Source organism: Stenotrophomonas nitritireducens (assembly GCF_001431425.1).
GTDB lineage: Bacteria > Pseudomonadota > Gammaproteobacteria > Xanthomonadales > Xanthomonadaceae > Stenotrophomonas > Stenotrophomonas nitritireducens.
In genome coordinates this window covers 26,835-43,125 of the sequence record NZ_LDJG01000025.1, presented here as the reverse complement: position 1 = coordinate 43,125, position 16,291 = coordinate 26,835, and the positions used below count along the sequence as shown (strand labels likewise).

General features: G+C 69.5%; 17 protein-coding genes. 7 read left to right on the top strand and 10 right to left on the bottom strand.

Going from position 1 to position 16,291, the window contains the following annotated elements; genetic code table 11:
• Window positions 1–209: 209 nt before the first annotated feature.
• Window positions 210–1,019, bottom strand: coding sequence for a MipA/OmpV family protein (locus tag ABB22_RS14780; protein WP_055765084.1), 810 nt, complete (start codon window positions 1,017–1,019; stop codon window positions 210–212).
• Window positions 1,020–1,235: 216 nt separating this feature from the next.
• Here ABB22_RS14780 and ABB22_RS14775 point away from each other — a divergent pair, with 216 nt between their 5' ends.
• From ABB22_RS14775 to ABB22_RS14745, 7 genes are all read left to right on the top strand, one after another.
• Window positions 1,236–1,931, top strand: coding sequence for an MtnX-like HAD-IB family phosphatase (locus tag ABB22_RS14775; protein WP_055765086.1), 696 nt, complete (start codon window positions 1,236–1,238; stop codon window positions 1,929–1,931).
• Window positions 1,932–1,958: 27 nt separating this feature from the next.
• Window positions 1,959–3,356: an aspartate aminotransferase family protein gene (locus ABB22_RS14770; protein WP_055765088.1), complete on the top strand. Its 1,398-nt coding sequence runs from the start codon at window positions 1,959–1,961 to the stop codon at window positions 3,354–3,356.
• Window positions 3,357–3,442: 86 nt separating this feature from the next.
• Window positions 3,443–3,730, top strand: coding sequence for a phosphopantetheine-binding protein (locus ABB22_RS14765; protein ID WP_055765090.1), 288 nt, complete (start codon window positions 3,443–3,445; stop codon window positions 3,728–3,730).
• 1 nt (window position 3,731) lies between these two features.
• Complete coding sequence (locus tag ABB22_RS14760; protein WP_055765092.1) at window positions 3,732–4,961, top strand: beta-ketoacyl-[acyl-carrier-protein] synthase family protein; 1,230 nt, start codon at window positions 3,732–3,734, stop codon at window positions 4,959–4,961.
• A gap of 6 nt (window positions 4,962–4,967) precedes the next feature.
• On the top strand, window positions 4,968–6,020 hold the full coding sequence (locus ABB22_RS14755; protein WP_055765094.1) for a GNAT family N-acetyltransferase: 1,053 nt from the start codon (window positions 4,968–4,970) through the stop codon (window positions 6,018–6,020).
• A 2-nt stretch (window positions 6,021–6,022) separates the two neighbouring features.
• Window positions 6,023–6,922, top strand: coding sequence for an arginase family protein (locus tag ABB22_RS14750; RefSeq protein ID WP_055765095.1), 900 nt, complete (start codon window positions 6,023–6,025; stop codon window positions 6,920–6,922).
• A gap of 1 nt (window position 6,923) precedes the next feature.
• Entirely contained in the window at window positions 6,924–7,973 is a 1,050-nt protein-coding gene (locus ABB22_RS14745) for a sterol desaturase family protein (protein WP_055765097.1), read from the top strand.
• Window positions 7,974–8,068: 95 nt separating this feature from the next.
• Here the strand turns inward: ABB22_RS14745 and ABB22_RS14740 are convergent, their stop codons facing one another.
• From ABB22_RS14740 to ABB22_RS14700, 9 genes are all read right to left on the bottom strand, one after another.
• On the bottom strand, window positions 8,069–9,283 hold the full coding sequence (locus tag ABB22_RS14740) for a DegT/DnrJ/EryC1/StrS family aminotransferase (RefSeq protein ID WP_055765099.1): 1,215 nt from the start codon (window positions 9,281–9,283) through the stop codon (window positions 8,069–8,071).
• The gene (locus tag ABB22_RS14735) at window positions 9,280–9,687 is read right to left on the bottom strand and encodes a DMT family transporter (protein ID WP_055765101.1); all 408 of its coding nucleotides are present in this window, start codon (window positions 9,685–9,687) and stop codon (window positions 9,280–9,282) included. Before ABB22_RS14735 ends, ABB22_RS14740 begins: the two co-directional genes overlap by 4 nt.
• Window positions 9,684–10,043 carry an EamA family transporter gene (locus tag ABB22_RS14730; RefSeq protein ID WP_055765103.1) on the bottom strand — a complete coding sequence of 120 codons (360 nt, stop codon included), beginning with the start codon at window positions 10,041–10,043 and terminating at the stop codon, window positions 9,684–9,686. The genes ABB22_RS14735 and ABB22_RS14730 overlap by 4 nt, the downstream gene beginning before the upstream one ends.
• Window positions 10,043–10,876, bottom strand: a complete 834-nt coding sequence (locus ABB22_RS14725) for an alpha/beta hydrolase (RefSeq protein ID WP_055765105.1) — start codon at window positions 10,874–10,876, stop codon at window positions 10,043–10,045. Before ABB22_RS14725 ends, ABB22_RS14730 begins: the two co-directional genes overlap by 1 nt.
• Before the next feature lie 237 nt (window positions 10,877–11,113).
• Complete coding sequence (locus ABB22_RS14720) at window positions 11,114–12,430, bottom strand: sensor histidine kinase (protein WP_425477810.1); 1,317 nt, start codon at window positions 12,428–12,430, stop codon at window positions 11,114–11,116.
• A gap of 62 nt (window positions 12,431–12,492) precedes the next feature.
• Complete coding sequence (locus tag ABB22_RS14715) at window positions 12,493–13,164, bottom strand: response regulator (protein ID WP_055765107.1); 672 nt, start codon at window positions 13,162–13,164, stop codon at window positions 12,493–12,495.
• A gap of 132 nt (window positions 13,165–13,296) precedes the next feature.
• Window positions 13,297–14,160 carry a DMT family transporter gene (locus tag ABB22_RS14710; RefSeq protein ID WP_152984203.1) on the bottom strand — a complete coding sequence of 288 codons (864 nt, stop codon included), beginning with the start codon at window positions 14,158–14,160 and terminating at the stop codon, window positions 13,297–13,299.
• Window positions 14,161–14,192: 32 nt separating this feature from the next.
• Complete coding sequence (gene murB, locus ABB22_RS14705; RefSeq protein WP_055765109.1) at window positions 14,193–15,233, bottom strand: UDP-N-acetylmuramate dehydrogenase; 1,041 nt, start codon at window positions 15,231–15,233, stop codon at window positions 14,193–14,195.
• On the bottom strand, window positions 15,230–16,285 hold the full coding sequence (locus ABB22_RS14700) for a quinone-dependent dihydroorotate dehydrogenase (RefSeq protein ID WP_055765111.1): 1,056 nt from the start codon (window positions 16,283–16,285) through the stop codon (window positions 15,230–15,232). Before ABB22_RS14700 ends, murB begins: the two co-directional genes overlap by 4 nt.
• Window positions 16,286–16,291 lie beyond the last annotated feature (6 nt).

The following is a 16,291-nucleotide window of genomic DNA, read 5'->3' as shown; positions in this document are numbered from 1 at the left end:
GGCGCCGTGACGGGATGAGGTGCCACCACCGGCGTGGTGCCCGCGCGCGATCCGGATGCGGGGGTGTTCCCGGTCTTCAAGCTGGTCCGGCCGGGGTGCCGGATCCGGCCAGTCGCAGGCCGATGTCGGGTTCCAGGATCGGGCTGCGGCAGGTGTGGGACCGGGCCGTCGGCGCCATGACCGGCACGGCCGTGCCGCGGACGGCCTGCTCAGAAGTGGTAGACGAAGGCGATGGATTCTTCCAGCTGGTTGCGGCTGCCGAACTGCCGCACCAGCGGGCTGGAGGCCGCGCCGCCGAGCAGGCGCGAGTAGTCGAGCGAGAACGCGAATCCGGTGTGCTGGCTGGTGGGGACGAAGGCCGAGTAGTTGGCCGACAGCTGCTGGCTGCCGCTGCCGGGCGACCATGCATCGGTCTGCAGTTGCGTGGCCGACTGCGCGGACACGCCGAAGTAGCGGTTCATCGCCGCGCGGTTCATGCCGCGCCAGCCCAGTTCCACGGAATGCTGGATGTACCAGACCTGCGGCAGGTCGCGGTCGTAGTAGGCCGCCAGGTAGGCGCTGTTGCCGGTGAGGTCGTGGCCGAGTCGGGCGCCCAGCGCGCTGTGCCCGTCGAACTGGTATTCGGCATAGACGCCGCCATGTACCCGCGGCGACAGCGACGGGATTTTCCCGGCCAGCCGTGGGCCGAGATCGGAGCGGCTGCGGCCCCACAGGTAGTCGCCGTAGATGCCGGCTTCCCACGGCCCGTCATGCGGCAGGTGCAGGGTCAGGCCATCGGTGCTGGACAGTTCGCCGACGCCGGGCATCTCGATGTCGAAGAACGGCACGGTCTGCCATTGGCGCTGGCCCGAACCGAGCCAGCCCGGCAGGTACTGGCCGCCGACGCCGAGCGCGATGTTGACCTTCCTGTCGCCATCGGTGGGGACATCGTCGGCTGCCCGTGCCTGTGCCGGCAGCAGCAAGGCGTTGGCGATGCCCAGGGCCAGGAGCAGGGGAAGCCGGGAAGAAGAAGAGGACATCGGGGCGGCACGCGGTGGGGGAACGTGATGGACCGCAGCATGCGGCCCAGGGTTCCCGGCGTCCATGGGGAACCGTCTGAACAGGTTTCCGACATCGCTTAACGCTTCAGCACCCGGCGCCGGCCTGCGGGCCAGGAGAAAGGGACGCGAAAGAAACCCTGCCTAGAGTGCCCCATCAAGCGGATACGACGTTTTCCGAAGATGCTGGAGCGATGCATGCGTTGGACCATCCTGTGCGACTTCGATGGCACGGTGAGCGTGGAGGATGTGATCGACTCGCTGCTGAGCGAGTACGGCCGTCCGGGCTGGCAGCAGCTGGAAGACGACTGGCGCGCGGGGCGAATCGGCTCGCGGCAGTGCATGCGCGGGCAGGTGGAACTGCTGGAACTGGATCGCCCGACGCTGGACGCGCACCTGGACGCGGTGCGCATCGACCAGGGCTTTCCCGATTTCGTCGGGCAGGCCGCTGCCGCCGGCGTGCCGCTGCGCATCGTCAGCGATGGCCTGGACCACGCGATCCACCGCATCCTCGCCCGGCACGGCCTGCAGGACCTGCCGGTGTCGGCGAACCACCTCGTCGCGCGCGCGCCCGATCGCTGGACGCTGGAGTCGCCGCTGCAGGCCGAAGGCTGCGGAAGCGGCACCTGCAAATGCAGCTTCGCCGCGCCGGGCCGCAGGCGCGATGACGAACGCGTGCTGCTCATCGGCGATGGCGCTTCCGATTTCTGTGTCGCCAACCGCGTCGATTTCGTCTTCGCCAAGCACAGGCTCATCGAGCATTGCCGCGCCGCCGGCATTCCGTACATGCCCATCACCGGCTTCCAGGACGCCATCGAGCTGCTGCCGCGCCTGCTCGATGGAAGCCTGCTGCCGCCCGCCCATTCCCCGTTGCCGGCCGCGCTGCCGGCCTGACCGCCTCGAACCCACCAGGCCCTCCCGATGAATGCATTCGACAAGAACGTTGCCCCCCTGATCGACGATTCCCAGCTGCTCGCCGACGAGGCGCGCTACAGCTCCTTCGGCGACACCGTGCACTACGTGGACCCGCCGAAGATCTTCCACCGCTGCGAAGGCAGCTACATGTTCGATGCGCAGGGCACGCCGTTCCTGGACCTGCAGATGTGGTACTCGGCGTGCAATTTCGGCTATTCCAACAAGCGCCTGAACGACGCGCTCAAGGACCAGATCGACCAGCTGCCGCAGGTCGCCAGCCAGTACCTGCACCCGACCCGCGTGCAGCTGGCCAAAACCATCGCGGTGGATGCCAGGGAAAAATTCGGCCTTGATGGCCGCGTGCACTTCAACGTCGGCGGCGCGCAGGCGATCGAGGATTCGCTGAAGATCGTGCGCAACGCGCGCGGCGGCAAGAGCCTGATGTTCGCCTTCGAGGGCGGCTACCACGGCCGTACCCTGGGCGCCTCGTCGATCACCTCCAGCTACCGCTATCGCCGCCGTTACGGCCACTTCGGCGAGCGCGCGATGTTCATTCCGTTCCCGTATCCGTTCCGTCGCCCTAAGGGCATGACCCCGGACGAGTACTCCGATCATTGCGTGTGGCAGTTCGAGCGCCTGTTCGAGAGCGAATACAACGGCGTGTGGGACCCCAAGGTCGGCCAGGCCGAATACGCCGCGTTCTACGTCGAGCCGATCCAGGGCACCGGCGGCTACGTGATTCCGCCGCGCAACTTCTTCACCGGGCTCAAGCGCGTGCTGGACAAGTACGGCATCCTGATGGTCGTCGACGAGATCCAGATGGGCTTCTGGCGCACCGGCAAACTGTGGTCGATCGAGCACTTCGGGGTGACCCCGGACGTGCTGGTGTTCGGCAAGGCGCTGACCAACGGCCTGAACCCGCTGTCCGGCCTGTGGGCGCGCGAGGAGCTGATCAACCCGACCGTGTTCCCGCCGGGTTCCACCCATTCCACGTTCAACTCCAATCCGCTGGGCACCCGCCTGGGCCTGGAAGTACTGAAGCTGGGCAGGGAAATGGACTACGAGCGCACCGTGCCGGAGAAGGGCGCGTACTTCCTCGACGGCCTGCGCGGGCTGCAGAAGAAGCATCCGGAGATCGGCGACGTCGACGGCCTGGGCCTGGCGCTGCGTGCGGAGATCTGCCAGACCGACGGCTTCACCCCGAACAAGGAGCTGCTCGACCGCATGGTCGACATCGGCCTGGCCGGCGACCTGCTGCACCAGGGCAAGCGCATGGGCTTGGTGCTGGATGTCGGTGGCTGGTACAAGAACGTCATCACCTTCGCGCCGTCGCTGGACATCACGCACGAGGAGATCGACACCGCGATCGCCCTGCTGGACCAGCTGATCGGCAAGGCGAAGTAATACGCGGTCCGCATGGCCTCCGCGCTCCGTGTGTGGGCGCGGCGGGCTCCGGATCGATATGCAGTACCCACCCAGGAGGACGCACGATGAACGCAGTTCCGGATGTGGACGCCATTCGTACCACGATCAACGACATGATCCTCAAGCATATGCAGGGCAACATCGACCCGGCGGCGCTGACGCCGCAGGCGACGTTGAAGGACATCGGCGTCGCCTCGCTGGATGCGGTCGAGCTGATCTTCGACCTGGAGGAACACTTCGACTTCACTTTCCCGGACAGCCGCGCCGACAGCCTCGGCAGCGACACCCTGCAGGACCTGGTCGATGCCGTGGTGCAGGGCCTGCGCGACAAGGACCAGGCCGCCGGAGGCTGAAATGCGCGCCGACGCACAACGGGTAGTCGTGACCGGCATGGGCGCGGTCAGCGCCTTCGGCCTGGGCGTGCCGGCGCTGTGGGCCGGGTTGAGCGAGGGCCGCTGCGCGATCGCGCCGCTGCGCCACGAGCGCGCGGCCGAGATGCGCGTGCGCGTCGCCGCGCAGGTGCCGGAGGACTACACGCCCGAACCGCATTTCAGCCGCGAGGTACTGCCGCAGCTGGACCGGGTGGCGCAGTTCGCCCTGCTGGCGGCCGGCGAAGCGATCGCCCAGTCCGGCCTCCGCTTCGAGCCCGGCGGCAGCGCCGAGCGCACCGGCTGCATCGTCGGTACCGCGGTGGGCGGCGAGAACACGCAGGACGAGCAGTCGCGCCGGCTCTATGCCGAGAATGCGCAGCGCCTGCATCCGCTGACCATCATCCGCGCCATGACCAATGCGGCGGCCAGCCAGATCAGCATGCGCCATGGGCTGCATGGCCCGAGTTTCGTCGTCGCCAGCGCCTGTGCGTCCAGCAACCACGCCATCGCCCAGGCGGTGCAGCTGATCCGCGCCGGTGCGATGGACGTGGCGCTGGCCGGCGGCAGCGAGGCCAGCCTGAGCTACGGCGCGATGCGTGCCTGGGAAGCGATGCGCGTGCTCGCCGACGACACCTGCCGGCCGTTCAGCGCCAACCGCAAGGGACTGGTGCTGGGCGAGGGCGCGGCCATGTTCGTGCTCGAATCGCTGGAACATGCGCAGCGGCGCGGCGCCACGGTGCTGGGCGAGATCGCGGGCGTCGGCATGAGTTCGGATGCCGGCGACATCGTCGCGCCGGACATGGCCGGCGCGGCATCGGCGATGCGGACCGCGCTGGCCGATGCGGGAATGGAGCCGGCGCAGGTCGATTACGTCAACGCGCACGGCACCGCCACGCTGGCCAACGACATCAACGAGGTGCGCGCCATCGCGCAGGTATTCGGCGCGCATGCGCGCCAGGTGGCGGTGTCATCGACCAAGTCCATGCACGGCCACGCGCTGGGCGCGTCCGGTGCGCTGGAACTGGTGGCGGTACTGCGCGCGATGGCCGAATCGCGCGTGCCGCCGACGATCAACATGGACAGCCTCGACCCGCAGTGCGAGGGCGTGGACCACGTGCTGGGCAGCGCACGCGCCATGCCGGTCACCGCCGCGCTGAGCAATTCGTTCGCCTTTGGTGGCCTGAACGCGGTGCTGGCGCTCCGCAGTGCCTGAACGGAAATGAACGGCCGATACGACACCGCGCTGGAGCCGGGCACCCTGGTCCGCCAGTTCGTCGCGCATCCACCACAGGGTTTCGAAGCCGCGTTGTCCGCCGCGGGCGTGCCGGTGTTCCTCGCCGACTACGACCTGACCACTACCCTGGACGAGGCGATGTGCCAGCGCCTGCGGGCATTGCCCGGCCATCGCCGCTGGCAGCACTGGCTGCGCTGGAGGACGCGCTTCATCGGCTGTACCGCCACCGAGTACATGCCGCTGCCGCATGGCGTCGACCCGCAGGCGCTGGTGGCCGAACTCCTCGAGCGCCACGGTCGCGACAGCCGGCTGCTGATCGTCAAGGACCTGGCCGTGGACTCACCGTTGCTGGGGGTACGCGAGAACCGCCACGCCGGCGCCTTTGTCGAAGCCCTGCGCGAAGCCGGCTTCGTGCTGCTGGAAGGCATGCCGCTGGCCTGGGTGGCGATCGATTTCGAATCGGTGGACGAGTACCTGTCGCGCCTGTCGGCGAGCCGGCGCAAGGACATCCGCCGCAAGCTCAGGGCGCGCGACGGGCTGGACATCCGCTGTTTGGAAACCGGCGACGCCTGGTTCGACGAAGCCGCAGTGCGCCGCTGCCATGAGCTGTACCTCAACGTACACGCGCAGAGCCAGGTGCATTTCGACCTGCTGACCGGAGACTACCTCAGGGCGCTGCTGCAGGACCGCGACAGCAGCGGCCGCATGTTCCTGTACTTCGAGGCAGACACGCTGATCGGCTGGAACCTGTGCTACCTGTACGAGGGCAAGCTCGTGGACAAGTACGTCGGCTTCCTCTATCCGCAGGCGCGCGAACGCAACCTGTATTTCGTCAGCTGGATGCACAACCTGCAGTACGCGTTGGACCAGGGCCTGGGCCACTACGTCGCCGGCTGGACCGATTCGCGCATCAAGCGGTATCTCGGCGCCAGCATCACCCCGACCTGGCATGCGGTACGCGCGCGCAATCCCTTGCTGAGGGCGGTGCTGCGGCGCTGCGCGCATCTGTTCCAGAGCGAAGCCGATGGCGGAGGTTGAGCATGGAGGCTGATGCGCTGCGGTCCCCGGTCGTACTCGATCTGGACGGTTCGGTGTTGTCGCTCGGCGGCGAGCGCGTCGTCGCGCTGCAGGACTGGCAGGAGGAACTGCGTTTTGCCTGTTCGCAGGCCAGCCTGCGCCGGTTCTCGGCCCTGCTCGACGAACGGCTGCCGGCCCGCCATGGCACGGTGCTGTTCGGCAGCGGCGACTTCCACCACCTGAGCTATCCGCTGCTGCGCCGCCTGGATGCCGGTGCCCGGTACCAGCTGGTGGTGCTGGACAACCATCCGGACAACATGCGCTACCCGTTCGGCATCCACTGCGGTTCCTGGGTCAGCTGGGCCGCGGCATTGCCGCAGATCAGCCACGTGCATGTGCTGGGCATCACCTCGCACGACATCGGCAGCGCGCACGCCTGGGAGAACCGCTGGCGGCCGCTGCTGTCGGGCAGGCTCACCTATTGGAGCATGGGCGTGCCGGTGCGCTGGGCGCGGTACATGGGCCTGGGCCGTGGCTTCCGCAGTTTCGATTCGCCTTCGGCGCTGGTGGAAGCCTTCGTCGCGGAGCAGCAGCGGCGGCCGCAGCCGACCTACCTGTCCATCGACAAGGACGTGTTCGCCGAAGAGGTCGCGCGCACCAACTGGGACCAGGGGCGTTTCCGCCTCGGCCATGCGCTGGCGGTGATCCACGCGCTGCACGAGGGCGGGCTGGTGGGCAGCGACATCACCGGCGAGGTGTCGCAGTACCGCTACCGCAGCCGGGTCAAGCGGCTGTTGTCGGCGCTGGATGGGCAGCCGGAGATTCCCGGCCATACCCTGCATGCATGGCAGGCGCAGCAGCGCGAGGTGAACCAGCGCCTGTTGTCGGCGCTGGCCGAGGTGCCGGGCGCGGGGCCGCGCTGAGATGGACGTGCACGGCTGGGCGCCGGTGATGTGGCTGGCCGATCACGTGGTGACGCCGGCGCTGCAGGCGCTGGGGCGCCACGACGATCCCCATGACATCGCCATCGCGCTGCTGCTGACCGCGCTGCAGCTGACGCTGATCGCCGGCGTGTTCCGGCCGCTGGAAAGCCTGTGGCCTGCCGAACGCTGGCAGGACCGGAACCTGACCCGCGTGGACCGCACCTACACCCTGCTGATGCTGCTGGGGCTGTTCCCGCTGTTCAGTTACCTGGTGCTGGCGCCGCTGGCCTCGCTGGGCGGCAGCCCCGAGACGGTGCAGGGACCGCACGGTCTGCGCGCGTGGGTGCCATGGTTCCAGCAGCATCCGTGGCTGCTGTTCGCGGTCTATTACCTGCTGTACGACTTCGTCTACTACTGGATGCACCGCGCCCAGCACGCGATTCCGTGGTGGTGGGCGCTGCACAGCCTGCACCACAGCCAGCGCCAGCTGAGCTGCTGGTCGAACGACCGCGGCAGCTGGCTGGACGGCATGCTGCAGTCGGTGATCCTGGCAGGGGTAGGGCTGCTGGCCGGGGTGGAAGCCGACGAATTCGCCGCGCTGATGCTGCTCGGCGAACTGGTGCAGAACTACTCGCATACCAATGTCCGCTTCGGCTTTGGCCGCTGGGGCAGCCGGCTGGCGGTGGATCCTGTCTTCCACCGCCTGCACCACATGGTCGTGGATCCGCAGCGGCCGGGCCTGCACAACTGCAATTTCGGCCAGGTGTTCGCCTTCTGGGACGTGCTGTTCGGCACCGCGCTGTATGGCGAGCCGATCCGTCCGACCGGCGTGGCCGATCCGGTGGTCGATGCCGACAACCAGCGCGGCGTGCTTGCCATGCAATGGCATGCGGTACGCCGCTTCTGGGGCACGGTGCGGCGACCGCTGGGCTGGAAATTCGGCGAGGTGGCTTTCAGCGAGGATTGCGAGCCGGTTCCTGTCGAACATGCCTCCGTCGAACATGCTCCGGTCGAGCACGACGACACGGCGCATCCGTCCACGGAGTCGTAGCGCCGGGCGATGCCAGGCTGGGGGCTTGATCGGGAATGCCGCAGCGGGGCGTTGCGCCGCTCTACAGGGTGAAATACCCATTCGGGTAAGCCCCGCTATGGGGCGAGCGCGGCGCGCAGTTCCTCGACGATGACCTCGAAGCGGGCGTCATCCAGCCACGGGCTGTTGCCGATGGTCAGCGTGCGCGCGGCGAAGTCGCGTGCGTTGGGCGTGTCCACGGCGGGGACGATGCCGCGCAGGTAGGCGTAGTCGGGCAGGGCGTGGATGAACATGCGGCTCACGCCGAGTCCGCGCGTCCACAGCCGCCGCAGGGCGGCGTCGCGCTGGCCGCCGTCGGCAAACCGCAGCATCAGCAGCGGCCATACTCCCCGTGCTCCGGGCGGGTCGTCGTGGACCTGTACGCCCGGCAGCTCCCGCAGCCGGGCGTTCCAGCGTTGCGCACGCGCCCGGCCCTCGTCGAGGAAGGCCGGCAGGCGCGTGGCGGCGCGGTTGCCGACGGCGCGGCGCCAGCGGCCGACGCGGTGTTGCGGGATCTGCAGTGGAAACACGTCGCCGACTGCCGCTTCCGGATCGCCAGCGGCCAGCGCGCGCCGCAGCGGCCGGCCATAGGCCAGCGGCAACAGCGAAGGGCGGTAGCATGCGGCGAGCCCGAGCAGTTCCACGCTGCGCCTCAGTTCCCAGCGCCAGTCGCCGTGGATGTGCTGCCGTGAAATCCGCCCCAGCAGTGCGCGCAGGTCAGGGTCGCGGGCGAGCAGCAGGCCGCCTTCGAACAGGCTCAGGCCCTTGCCGGCGGCGAGGCTGAAGAGGCCGATGTCGCCGCGCAGGCCGACGCTGCGGCCGCGATCGACGGCGCCCAGCGCCTGCGCGGCATCCTCGATGACGAAGATGCCATGGCGGCCGGCGATGGCGCAGGCGCGCTCCACGTCGGCGACGCGGCCACCGAGGTGGGTTGGAACCACCGCCAGCGTGTCCGTGTCGCAGAGGGCCGTGAGCGCGTGGTGGTCGAAGTCGAAGCCCCCCGGCGCCAGATCGCACAGGCGCAGTTCCAGCCCGAGGCTGTGCACCGCGATGGCGACCAGCGGGCAGGTATAGGCGGGCACGATCACCACGCGCCGCTGCGGCTGCAGTTGCTGCAGGGTCTGCAATGCGATGCGCAGCGCCGAGGTGCCCGAGCACTCCAGCTGCATCGGCGGCGTACCCAGCAGCTGGGCCAGTGTGTCGCCCAGTTGCGCGTCCCCCGGCAGGAAATCCCGCCACCGCAACGGGAGCCCGGCGGTGGGCGGCAGTTCGCCGGGAAAGCGCCGGCTCATTCCTGCATGTCGCCGGCTGGGGCCGGTGAATGCGGATCGTCGGATTCGGCGACGCCGAGACAGACGATGCCGGCCACGATCAGGGCCGCGCCGAGCAGGTGCAGCGGGCCGACAGGTTCGTGCAGCAGCCAGGCCGAAAGCAGCAGCACGCTGACCACCTCCAGGTGCGAGGCGGCGAACGCGGGCCCGATCGGAGCGTGCTTGAGCAGGCTCATCCAGGTGAAGAACGCGCCGATGTAGCCGAGGATGGCGCCGTACACCCAGGGCTGGGACAGCACCCGCAGCACCCAGGCGGTATTGGCTTCCACCGGCAGCGCGCCGTCGCCGGCCAGCTTGAAGCACAGCTGGGCCAGGGTGTCGAAGGTCATCAGCAGGGGGAACCCGACCAGGTACAGGCGCCTCATCCGGCCACCCCCACCACGGCCACGCCCAGGCTGACCAGCAGCATGCCGGCCACGCGCAGGCGGGTCAGGCGTTCCTTGAACAGGAAGCGCCCGGCGAGCATCAGCGCGACGATGTTGATCGAGCCGAGCAGCACGCCGCGCGAGAGCGGCACCAGCGACAGGAAGGCGATCCAGACCACGAATTCCAGCACGTAGCAGGCGATGCCCAGGCCCAGCCACGGCCGCGACAGCATGTGCTTCCAGCGCGCGAAGCCTTCGCCGGCATCCGGATCCCCCGCCGCCGCCTTGAACGCCAGTTGCCCGCCGGTATCCAGCAGCACGTTGAGCAGCCACAGGGTGACGACGAGCGCGGACATCAGGCGGCGTCGGCCAGCGTCCGGCCGGCGGCGATGGCGTTGAAGAACCCGGCGCTGCGCTCGATCAGCAGGCGCCGTTCGCGGTCGATCGTGATCATGTGGTAGCTGTTTTCCAGGATCAGCATTTCGGTGGGGCCGGCGACGCGCGCGGCCACCAGTCGGGCGTTATCGAGGCTGGCGATGTCGTCCTCGCGTGCGTGCGCGATCAGGCACGGGGCGACAACCTTTGGCAGGCGCGGCTTCACCCAGGCGGCCAGCCCATGCATTTCGGCCAGCGCCGGCCATGGGTTGCCGGGCAGGCCGGCGGCGGCGCTGTCGCCGGACAGCATCGAGGCGCTGACCTGGGCACGGATGCGCTCGTCGCGCAGCCCGTAGGGCGGCTCCTCCATGAACATGCGGTTTCGGCCGATGCCCAGCCGCTTGAACAGCGGCAGCAGGAACGACAGTTTCGCCATCGCGGGGATGTTCCAGCCGTCATAGCGGAAAGTGGCGCCGTATACGCCGACTCCTGCGACCAGCTCAGGGCGCTCGGCGGCCAGCGCCAGCGCCAGCACCGCGCCCATCGACAGTCCGCCGACGAACAGCGTGTCCACCCGCGCGCGCAGGCGTTCGGCGGCACGTTCGACGCCGCCGTACCAGTCCTGCCAGCGGGTGGCGACCAGTTCCTCGACGCTGCCGCAATGGCCGGGCAGCTGCACCCCGTGCACGGTGAAGCCGGCATTGGCCAGGCCCTTGCCGAGCAGGCGCATCTCCATCGGCGTGCCGGTCAGGCCGTGGATCAGCAGCACGCCGCTGCGGCCGCCTTCGAACAGAAACTCCTGGGAACCTGGCATCGTCACGCATTCACCTTCCTGCAGATGGGCGAAGGATCGCAGCCGGCCTTTTCGCCAGCCTTTCAGGCCCGGCAATGGACCGGCGTGTATTCATCAACGGTAACGTTGGAGGTTCCGTAGCGCCGGGCGCCGCCCGGCAGGGCCTGCACCGGAACTGTAATGCTGGAGGTTCCGTAGTGCCGGGCGCCGCCCGGCAGGGGCCTCATCGACAAGGTGCAGGCGGGGCGTGGCCCCGCTCTACGGGGTAAGCCGGGGCAGCAGGATGGAAACCTTGAGACCATGCGGAACCGAAGTCTGGTAGTGGATCGTGCCGCGGAAGTGCTCCACCGCTTCATGCGCGATCGCAAGTCCCAGCCCGGTACCGTTTTCCTGCGTACCGGCGACCCGATAGAAGCGTTCGCCCAGGCGTGCCATCGCCGCCTCGGGAACGCCGGGGCCATCGTCCTCGACGTAGAGCTCGACCTGGTTGCCGCTGGCCGCGATGCCGACCGTGACCGTCGCGCCGCGGCCGGCGTAGTGCAGGGCGTTGTCGATCAGGTTGTCCAGTGCCTCCTGCAGCACCGGCGCATAGCCGGGAACCCGCAGGGTTTCGTCCGGCCGCTGGTAGCCCAGGTCGACGCCGGCGCGGATCGCCTCGGGCACGCGCATGGCGACCCATTCGGGCACCAGCGCGGTCAGGTCCAGCGTCTCCACCACCGCCGGCGAGGCCTGCGCGCGGGTCAGCGCCAGCAGCTGGCCGGAGACGCGGGCGGTGCGCTGGTTGAGGCGGCGCACGTGTTCCAGCGCCTCGGTCCGGGTCTTGCCGTCGGTGGCGCTCAACGCGCGGTCCACATGCAGGCTGATGCCGGCCAGCGGCGTGCGCAGCTGGTGCGCGGCATCGGCGACGAAACGCTCCTGCAGCGCGATCATTTCCGCCAGGCGCCCGAACAGGCCATCGATGGTCTCGATCAGCGGCAGGATTTCGCGCGGCACGTCCGGGTTGGAGATCGGCGCAAGGTCGCGCTTGCGCTCGGCCAGCTGCCGGGTCAGCGGGCGCAGGATGCGCAGGCCGTGATTGACCCCGAACCAGACCAGCGCGCCGACGCACAGCATCAGCAGGGCCATCATCGGGATGGTGATCATCAGGATTTCCTGGGCGCGCTGGCGGCGGTCGTCGAAGGTCTCGCCGACGGTCACCGCCAGCCGGTCGCCCGGGTCGGTCGCGCTCTGGATGCACAGTGTGGCCAGGCGCACTTTCTGCTGGTTGAGGTGTGCGCTGTACAGCAGCGGCGTCGAATCGACGCAGTCCCGGGACTTGGCCACCGCGCTGAAATCGGCATTGCTGACCAGGATGCCGTGGTGCAGGCTGTCCACGTTGAAATAGCCGTGGCCGTCGGGATCGTATTCGAGCAGGAAGCGCGCCTGCGGCGACAGTTCCCCGCTCAACGGCATGGTCTGCAGCATCCGCGCGAAGGACTGCGTGTCGTCGAGCAGGTTGCGGTCGTGCAGGTGGTTGGAATAGGCCAGCGCGATGCGATAGGTGATCACCGCGTTGAGCAGCAGCAGGACCAGCATCGGCAGCGCCAGGAACGCCAGCAGGCGCCGGCGCAGGCTGGGATGGCGCGCGCGCAGCGTGCTCACTCGGCCGCTTCCTCCAGCATGTAGCCCAGCCCGCGCACGGTGCGGATGCCCATGCCGCCCGGGCGCAGCTTGCGCCGCAGCCGGTGCAGGGCGATGTCCAGGCCGTTGTCGGTCAGTTCCTCGTCCCAGCTGCACAGGGCTTCGACCAGCTGCGCGCGGGAGCTGATGCGGTCCGGGCGGGTGGCCAGCGCCGAGAGCAGGCCGAACTCGCGGGCGGTGAGCTCCAGCGGATCGGTGTTCATCCAGACGCGGTGCCCGGGCAGGTCCAGGCGCAGCCTGCCGATGCGCAGTTCCGGCTGGCCGTTGCTGGTGACCCGGCGCAGCTGGGCACGGACCCGCGCTTCCAGTTCGTCCACCGCAAAGGGCTTGATCAGGTAGTCGTCGGCGCCGAGGTCCAGGGTGCGCACCCGTTCCTGCAGGCCATCGCGCGCGGTCACCACCAGCACCGGCAGGCTGTCGCCGCGCTGGCGCAGGCGCTGCAGCACCGCGGTGCCCTCAAGCGAGGGCAGGCCCAGGTCGAGGATCAGCATGTCGTAGCGGATCGAGGCCAGCGCCGCGTCCGCCTGCGCGCCATCGCCGACGTGATCCACGGCATGTCCCTGCCGCTGCAGCGAGGCACACACCCCGGCGGCGATGTCGCGGTCGTCTTCGGCAACCAGGATGCGCATGCGATCGTTCCCCGCTCGGAACCATAGGCCAAGGGCGGCAAGCGTGGCATGGCCGGTGTCCAATCAATGTCGGCGCGCCGGTACCGGCACTGCCGCCGTTCATGATGGCGGCAGTATCGGCCGGACCGGCTTTCAGGGCGCTTTCGGCGGCGTCCGGCGCGCCAGCACCGCCTCGCGGTGGGCGATGTAGGCGTTGGCGGCGAGGATGATGGCCGCGCCCAGCAGGGTCCAGCGGTCCAGGGGTTCGTCGAAGAGCAGCCAGCCCAGGGCGACCACCAGCGGCAGCTGGGTGAAGCTGATCGGTGTCAGCGCCGACAACTCGCCCAGCCTGAGCGCGCGCGTCCATAGCAACTGGCCGACCGTGCCCAGCACGCCGGTGGCCACCAGCCACAGCCAGGCGATGCCGGTCGGCCAGGTCCACACGAACAGTGCCGGCACCAGCGACAGCGGCACCCAGAACACGTAGGTGTAGAGCACCACCGTATCCGGGCCATCGATGCGGGTGAGCTGCTTGATCTGGATCGACACCAGTGCGCTGAGCATGGCCGCGGCCACCGCGATCAGGCTGCCGGCCTGGAAGCCGTGCGAGCCGGGCCGCACGATCACCAGCACGCCGATGAAGCCGGCGATCACCGCGGCCCAGCGGCGCGCGCGCACGGTCTCGCCCAGCCACAGCACCGCGGCAATGGTCACGAACAGCGGCGTGGAATAGGACAGCGAGATGGCCTGCGACAGCGGCAGGTGGCCCAGCGCCCAGAAGGCGCACAGCATCGAGGCCAGGCCGATCGCGCTGCGCACCAGGTAGCGCGGCAGCTGCTGCGTGCGCAGCGGCGCGTGGCCGGGGCGCAGCAGCATCGGCAGCAGGGCGAGCAGGCCGAAGGCATTGCGGAAGAAGGCCACTTCCTGGGTCGGCACGTAGGCCGTGGCGTAGCGGATGGCGATGGCCATCAGGCCGAAGGCCATGGCGCTGCCGAACATCAGCAGCGCCGCGCGCAGCGGAGCGAGGCGGCTTGCCGTGGCGGTGGCGTTCACCAGCGCGCGCCGACCAGCCGCGGTTCGGGCTCGATCGGCACGCCGAAGGTTTCCAGCACCGAGGCGGAGATGCGGCGGGCGAAGGCCAGCAGGTCCGCGCCGCTGGCGTTGCCGTGGTTGACCAGCACCAGCGCGTGGTCCGGCGACACGCCGGCATCGCCCTCGCGCCGGCCCTTCCAGCCGCAGGCCTGGATCATCCAGGCCGCCGACAGCTTGCGGTTGCCGTCGTCGTCGCCGGGGAACACCGGCAGCGCTGGGTACTGTTGCGCAAGCACCTCGACCTGTTCGCGCGGCAGGATCGGGTTCTTGAAGAAGCTGCCGGCGTTGCCGAGCACGTCCGGGTCGGGCAGCTTGCGGCGGCGGATGGCGATGACCGCATTGGCCACGTCGGCGGCCACCGGCAGTTCCACGCCCATGGCGTGCAGTTCCTCGCCGATGCCGGCGTAGTCCAGGCGCAGTTCGTGCAGCAGCGGCAGGCGGAACTGCACCGCGGTGATCAGGTAGCGGTCGGCTTCGTGCTTGAACAGGCTGTCGCGGTAGCCGAAGCGGCAGGCCGCCTGGTCCAGCTGCACCCATTCCTGTTGCCGGGTGTCCCAGGCTTCGACGGCCTGGATGAATTCGCCGACCTGGGCGCCGTAGGCACCGATGTTCTGGATCGGCGCGGCGCCGACGGTGCCGGGGATCAGCGCCAGGTTCTCCAGCCCGGACAGGCCTTCGGCCAGCGACCACAGCACCAGCTCGTGCCAGACCACGCCGGCGCCGGCACGGACCACGGCGTGGTCGGCGCGGTGCTCGAGGATGGCGACCTCGCGGTTGTCGAAGCACAGCACGGTGCCTTCCGGGTCGGCGGCGAGCAGCACGTTGCTGCCGCTGCCGAGCACCAGCAGCGGCGACGGCGCCACCGCGGCCAGCGCCTCGGGCAGGGCGGCCGCGTCGCTCACGCGCAGCAGGCGCGGCGCACGGGCGGCGACATGGAAGGTGTTGAGCGAATGCAGCGGGGCGTTTTCGGTCAGCGACCAGGGTGCAGCGGTTGTCATAGGGGGGCGACGGCGCCTCGGGACGGGGCCTCGCGGCGGCGGCGGATGGCGTCCACGCATTCGCCGATCAGCGCCGGGCCGCGGAAGACCAGGCCGCTGTAGCACTGCACCAGGGTCGCGCCGGCAGCCATCTTCGCCACCGCGTCGGCGCCGGACTGGATGCCGCCCACGCCGATCAGCGGGATGCGTTCGGGCAGGCGCGCGCGCAGGCGGCGCAGTACCAGGGTGGACTGGCCCAGCAGTGGCGCGCCGGACAGGCCGCCGGTCTCGGCGGCGCGCGGATCGTGCTCGATGCCTTCGCGGCCGATGGTGGTGTTGGTGGCGATCACGCCGTCCACTTCCAGTTCGCCCAGCACGCGCGCGGCCGCCTCGATGTCGCGGTCGCTCAGGTCGGGCGCGACCTTGACCAGCATCGGAACGCGCCGGCCATGCTGGGCGGCCAGGCGTTCCTGCGCCTCGCGCAGGCCGCCGACCAGCCGCCGCAACGCCTGCTCTTCCTGCAGCTCGCGCAGGCCGGCGGTGTTGGGCGAGGAGATGTTGACGGTGATGTAGTCGGCCAGCGGGTACACCTTCTCCATGCAGGTCAGGTAGTCGGACAGCGCGTCCTCGTTGGGCGTGTCCTTGTTCTTGCCGATGTTGATGCCCAGCGGCCCGGTGCGCTGGCGGCTACGCTCGACATTGCGCACCAGCGCATCGACGCCGGCGTTGTTGAAGCCCATGCGGTTGATGATCGCCGCATGCCGCGGCAGCCGGAACAGGCGCGGCTTCGGGTTGCCGGCCTGCGGGCGCGGGGTGACCGTGCCGATCTCGACGAAGCCGAAGCCCAGGCCGAACAGCGCGTCGATGTGCTCGCCGTTCTTGTCCAGCCCCGCCGCCAGCCCGACCGGGTTGGGGAAGTCCAGGCCGAACGCGGCGGTCGGCATCGGCGCCGGCCGCGCCGCGATCAGCGGCGTGGTGCCGGTGCGCCACGCCAGCTCCAGCGCGGACAGCGTCAGGCCATGGGCGCGTTCGGCGTCGAGGGCGAACAGGAAGGGGCGGGCAAGCGGGTACATGCTGTT

Excerpts from the sequence above, each read along its gene's own strand:
- ABB22_RS14780 (WP_055765084.1), bottom strand. The coding sequence starts at position 1,019 with ATGTCCTCTTCTTCTTCCCGGCTTCCCCTGCTCCTGGCCCTGGGCATC.
- ABB22_RS14775 (WP_055765086.1), top strand. The coding sequence starts at position 1,236 with ATGCGTTGGACCATCCTGTGCGACTTCGATGGCACGGTGAGCGTGGAG.
- ABB22_RS14770 (WP_055765088.1), top strand. The coding sequence starts at position 1,959 with ATGAATGCATTCGACAAGAACGTTGCCCCCCTGATCGACGATTCCCAG.
- ABB22_RS14765 (WP_055765090.1), top strand. The coding sequence starts at position 3,443 with ATGAACGCAGTTCCGGATGTGGACGCCATTCGTACCACGATCAACGAC.
- ABB22_RS14760 (WP_055765092.1), top strand. The coding sequence starts at position 3,732 with ATGCGCGCCGACGCACAACGGGTAGTCGTGACCGGCATGGGCGCGGTC.
- ABB22_RS14755 (WP_055765094.1), top strand. The coding sequence starts at position 4,968 with ATGAACGGCCGATACGACACCGCGCTGGAGCCGGGCACCCTGGTCCGC.
- ABB22_RS14750 (WP_055765095.1), top strand. The coding sequence starts at position 6,023 with ATGGAGGCTGATGCGCTGCGGTCCCCGGTCGTACTCGATCTGGACGGT.
- ABB22_RS14745 (WP_055765097.1), top strand. The coding sequence starts at position 6,924 with ATGGACGTGCACGGCTGGGCGCCGGTGATGTGGCTGGCCGATCACGTG.
- ABB22_RS14740 (WP_055765099.1), bottom strand. The coding sequence starts at position 9,283 with ATGAGCCGGCGCTTTCCCGGCGAACTGCCGCCCACCGCCGGGCTCCCG.
- ABB22_RS14735 (WP_055765101.1), bottom strand. The coding sequence starts at position 9,687 with ATGAGGCGCCTGTACCTGGTCGGGTTCCCCCTGCTGATGACCTTCGAC.
- ABB22_RS14730 (WP_055765103.1), bottom strand. The coding sequence starts at position 10,043 with ATGTCCGCGCTCGTCGTCACCCTGTGGCTGCTCAACGTGCTGCTGGAT.
- ABB22_RS14725 (WP_055765105.1), bottom strand. The coding sequence starts at position 10,876 with ATGCCAGGTTCCCAGGAGTTTCTGTTCGAAGGCGGCCGCAGCGGCGTG.
- ABB22_RS14720 (WP_425477810.1), bottom strand. The coding sequence starts at position 12,430 with ATGCTGGTCCTGCTGCTGCTCAACGCGGTGATCACCTATCGCATCGCG.
- ABB22_RS14715 (WP_055765107.1), bottom strand. The coding sequence starts at position 13,164 with ATGCGCATCCTGGTTGCCGAAGACGACCGCGACATCGCCGCCGGGGTG.
- murB (WP_055765109.1), bottom strand. The coding sequence starts at position 15,233 with ATGACAACCGCTGCACCCTGGTCGCTGACCGAAAACGCCCCGCTGCAT.
- ABB22_RS14700 (WP_055765111.1), bottom strand. The coding sequence starts at position 16,285 with ATGTACCCGCTTGCCCGCCCCTTCCTGTTCGCCCTCGACGCCGAACGC.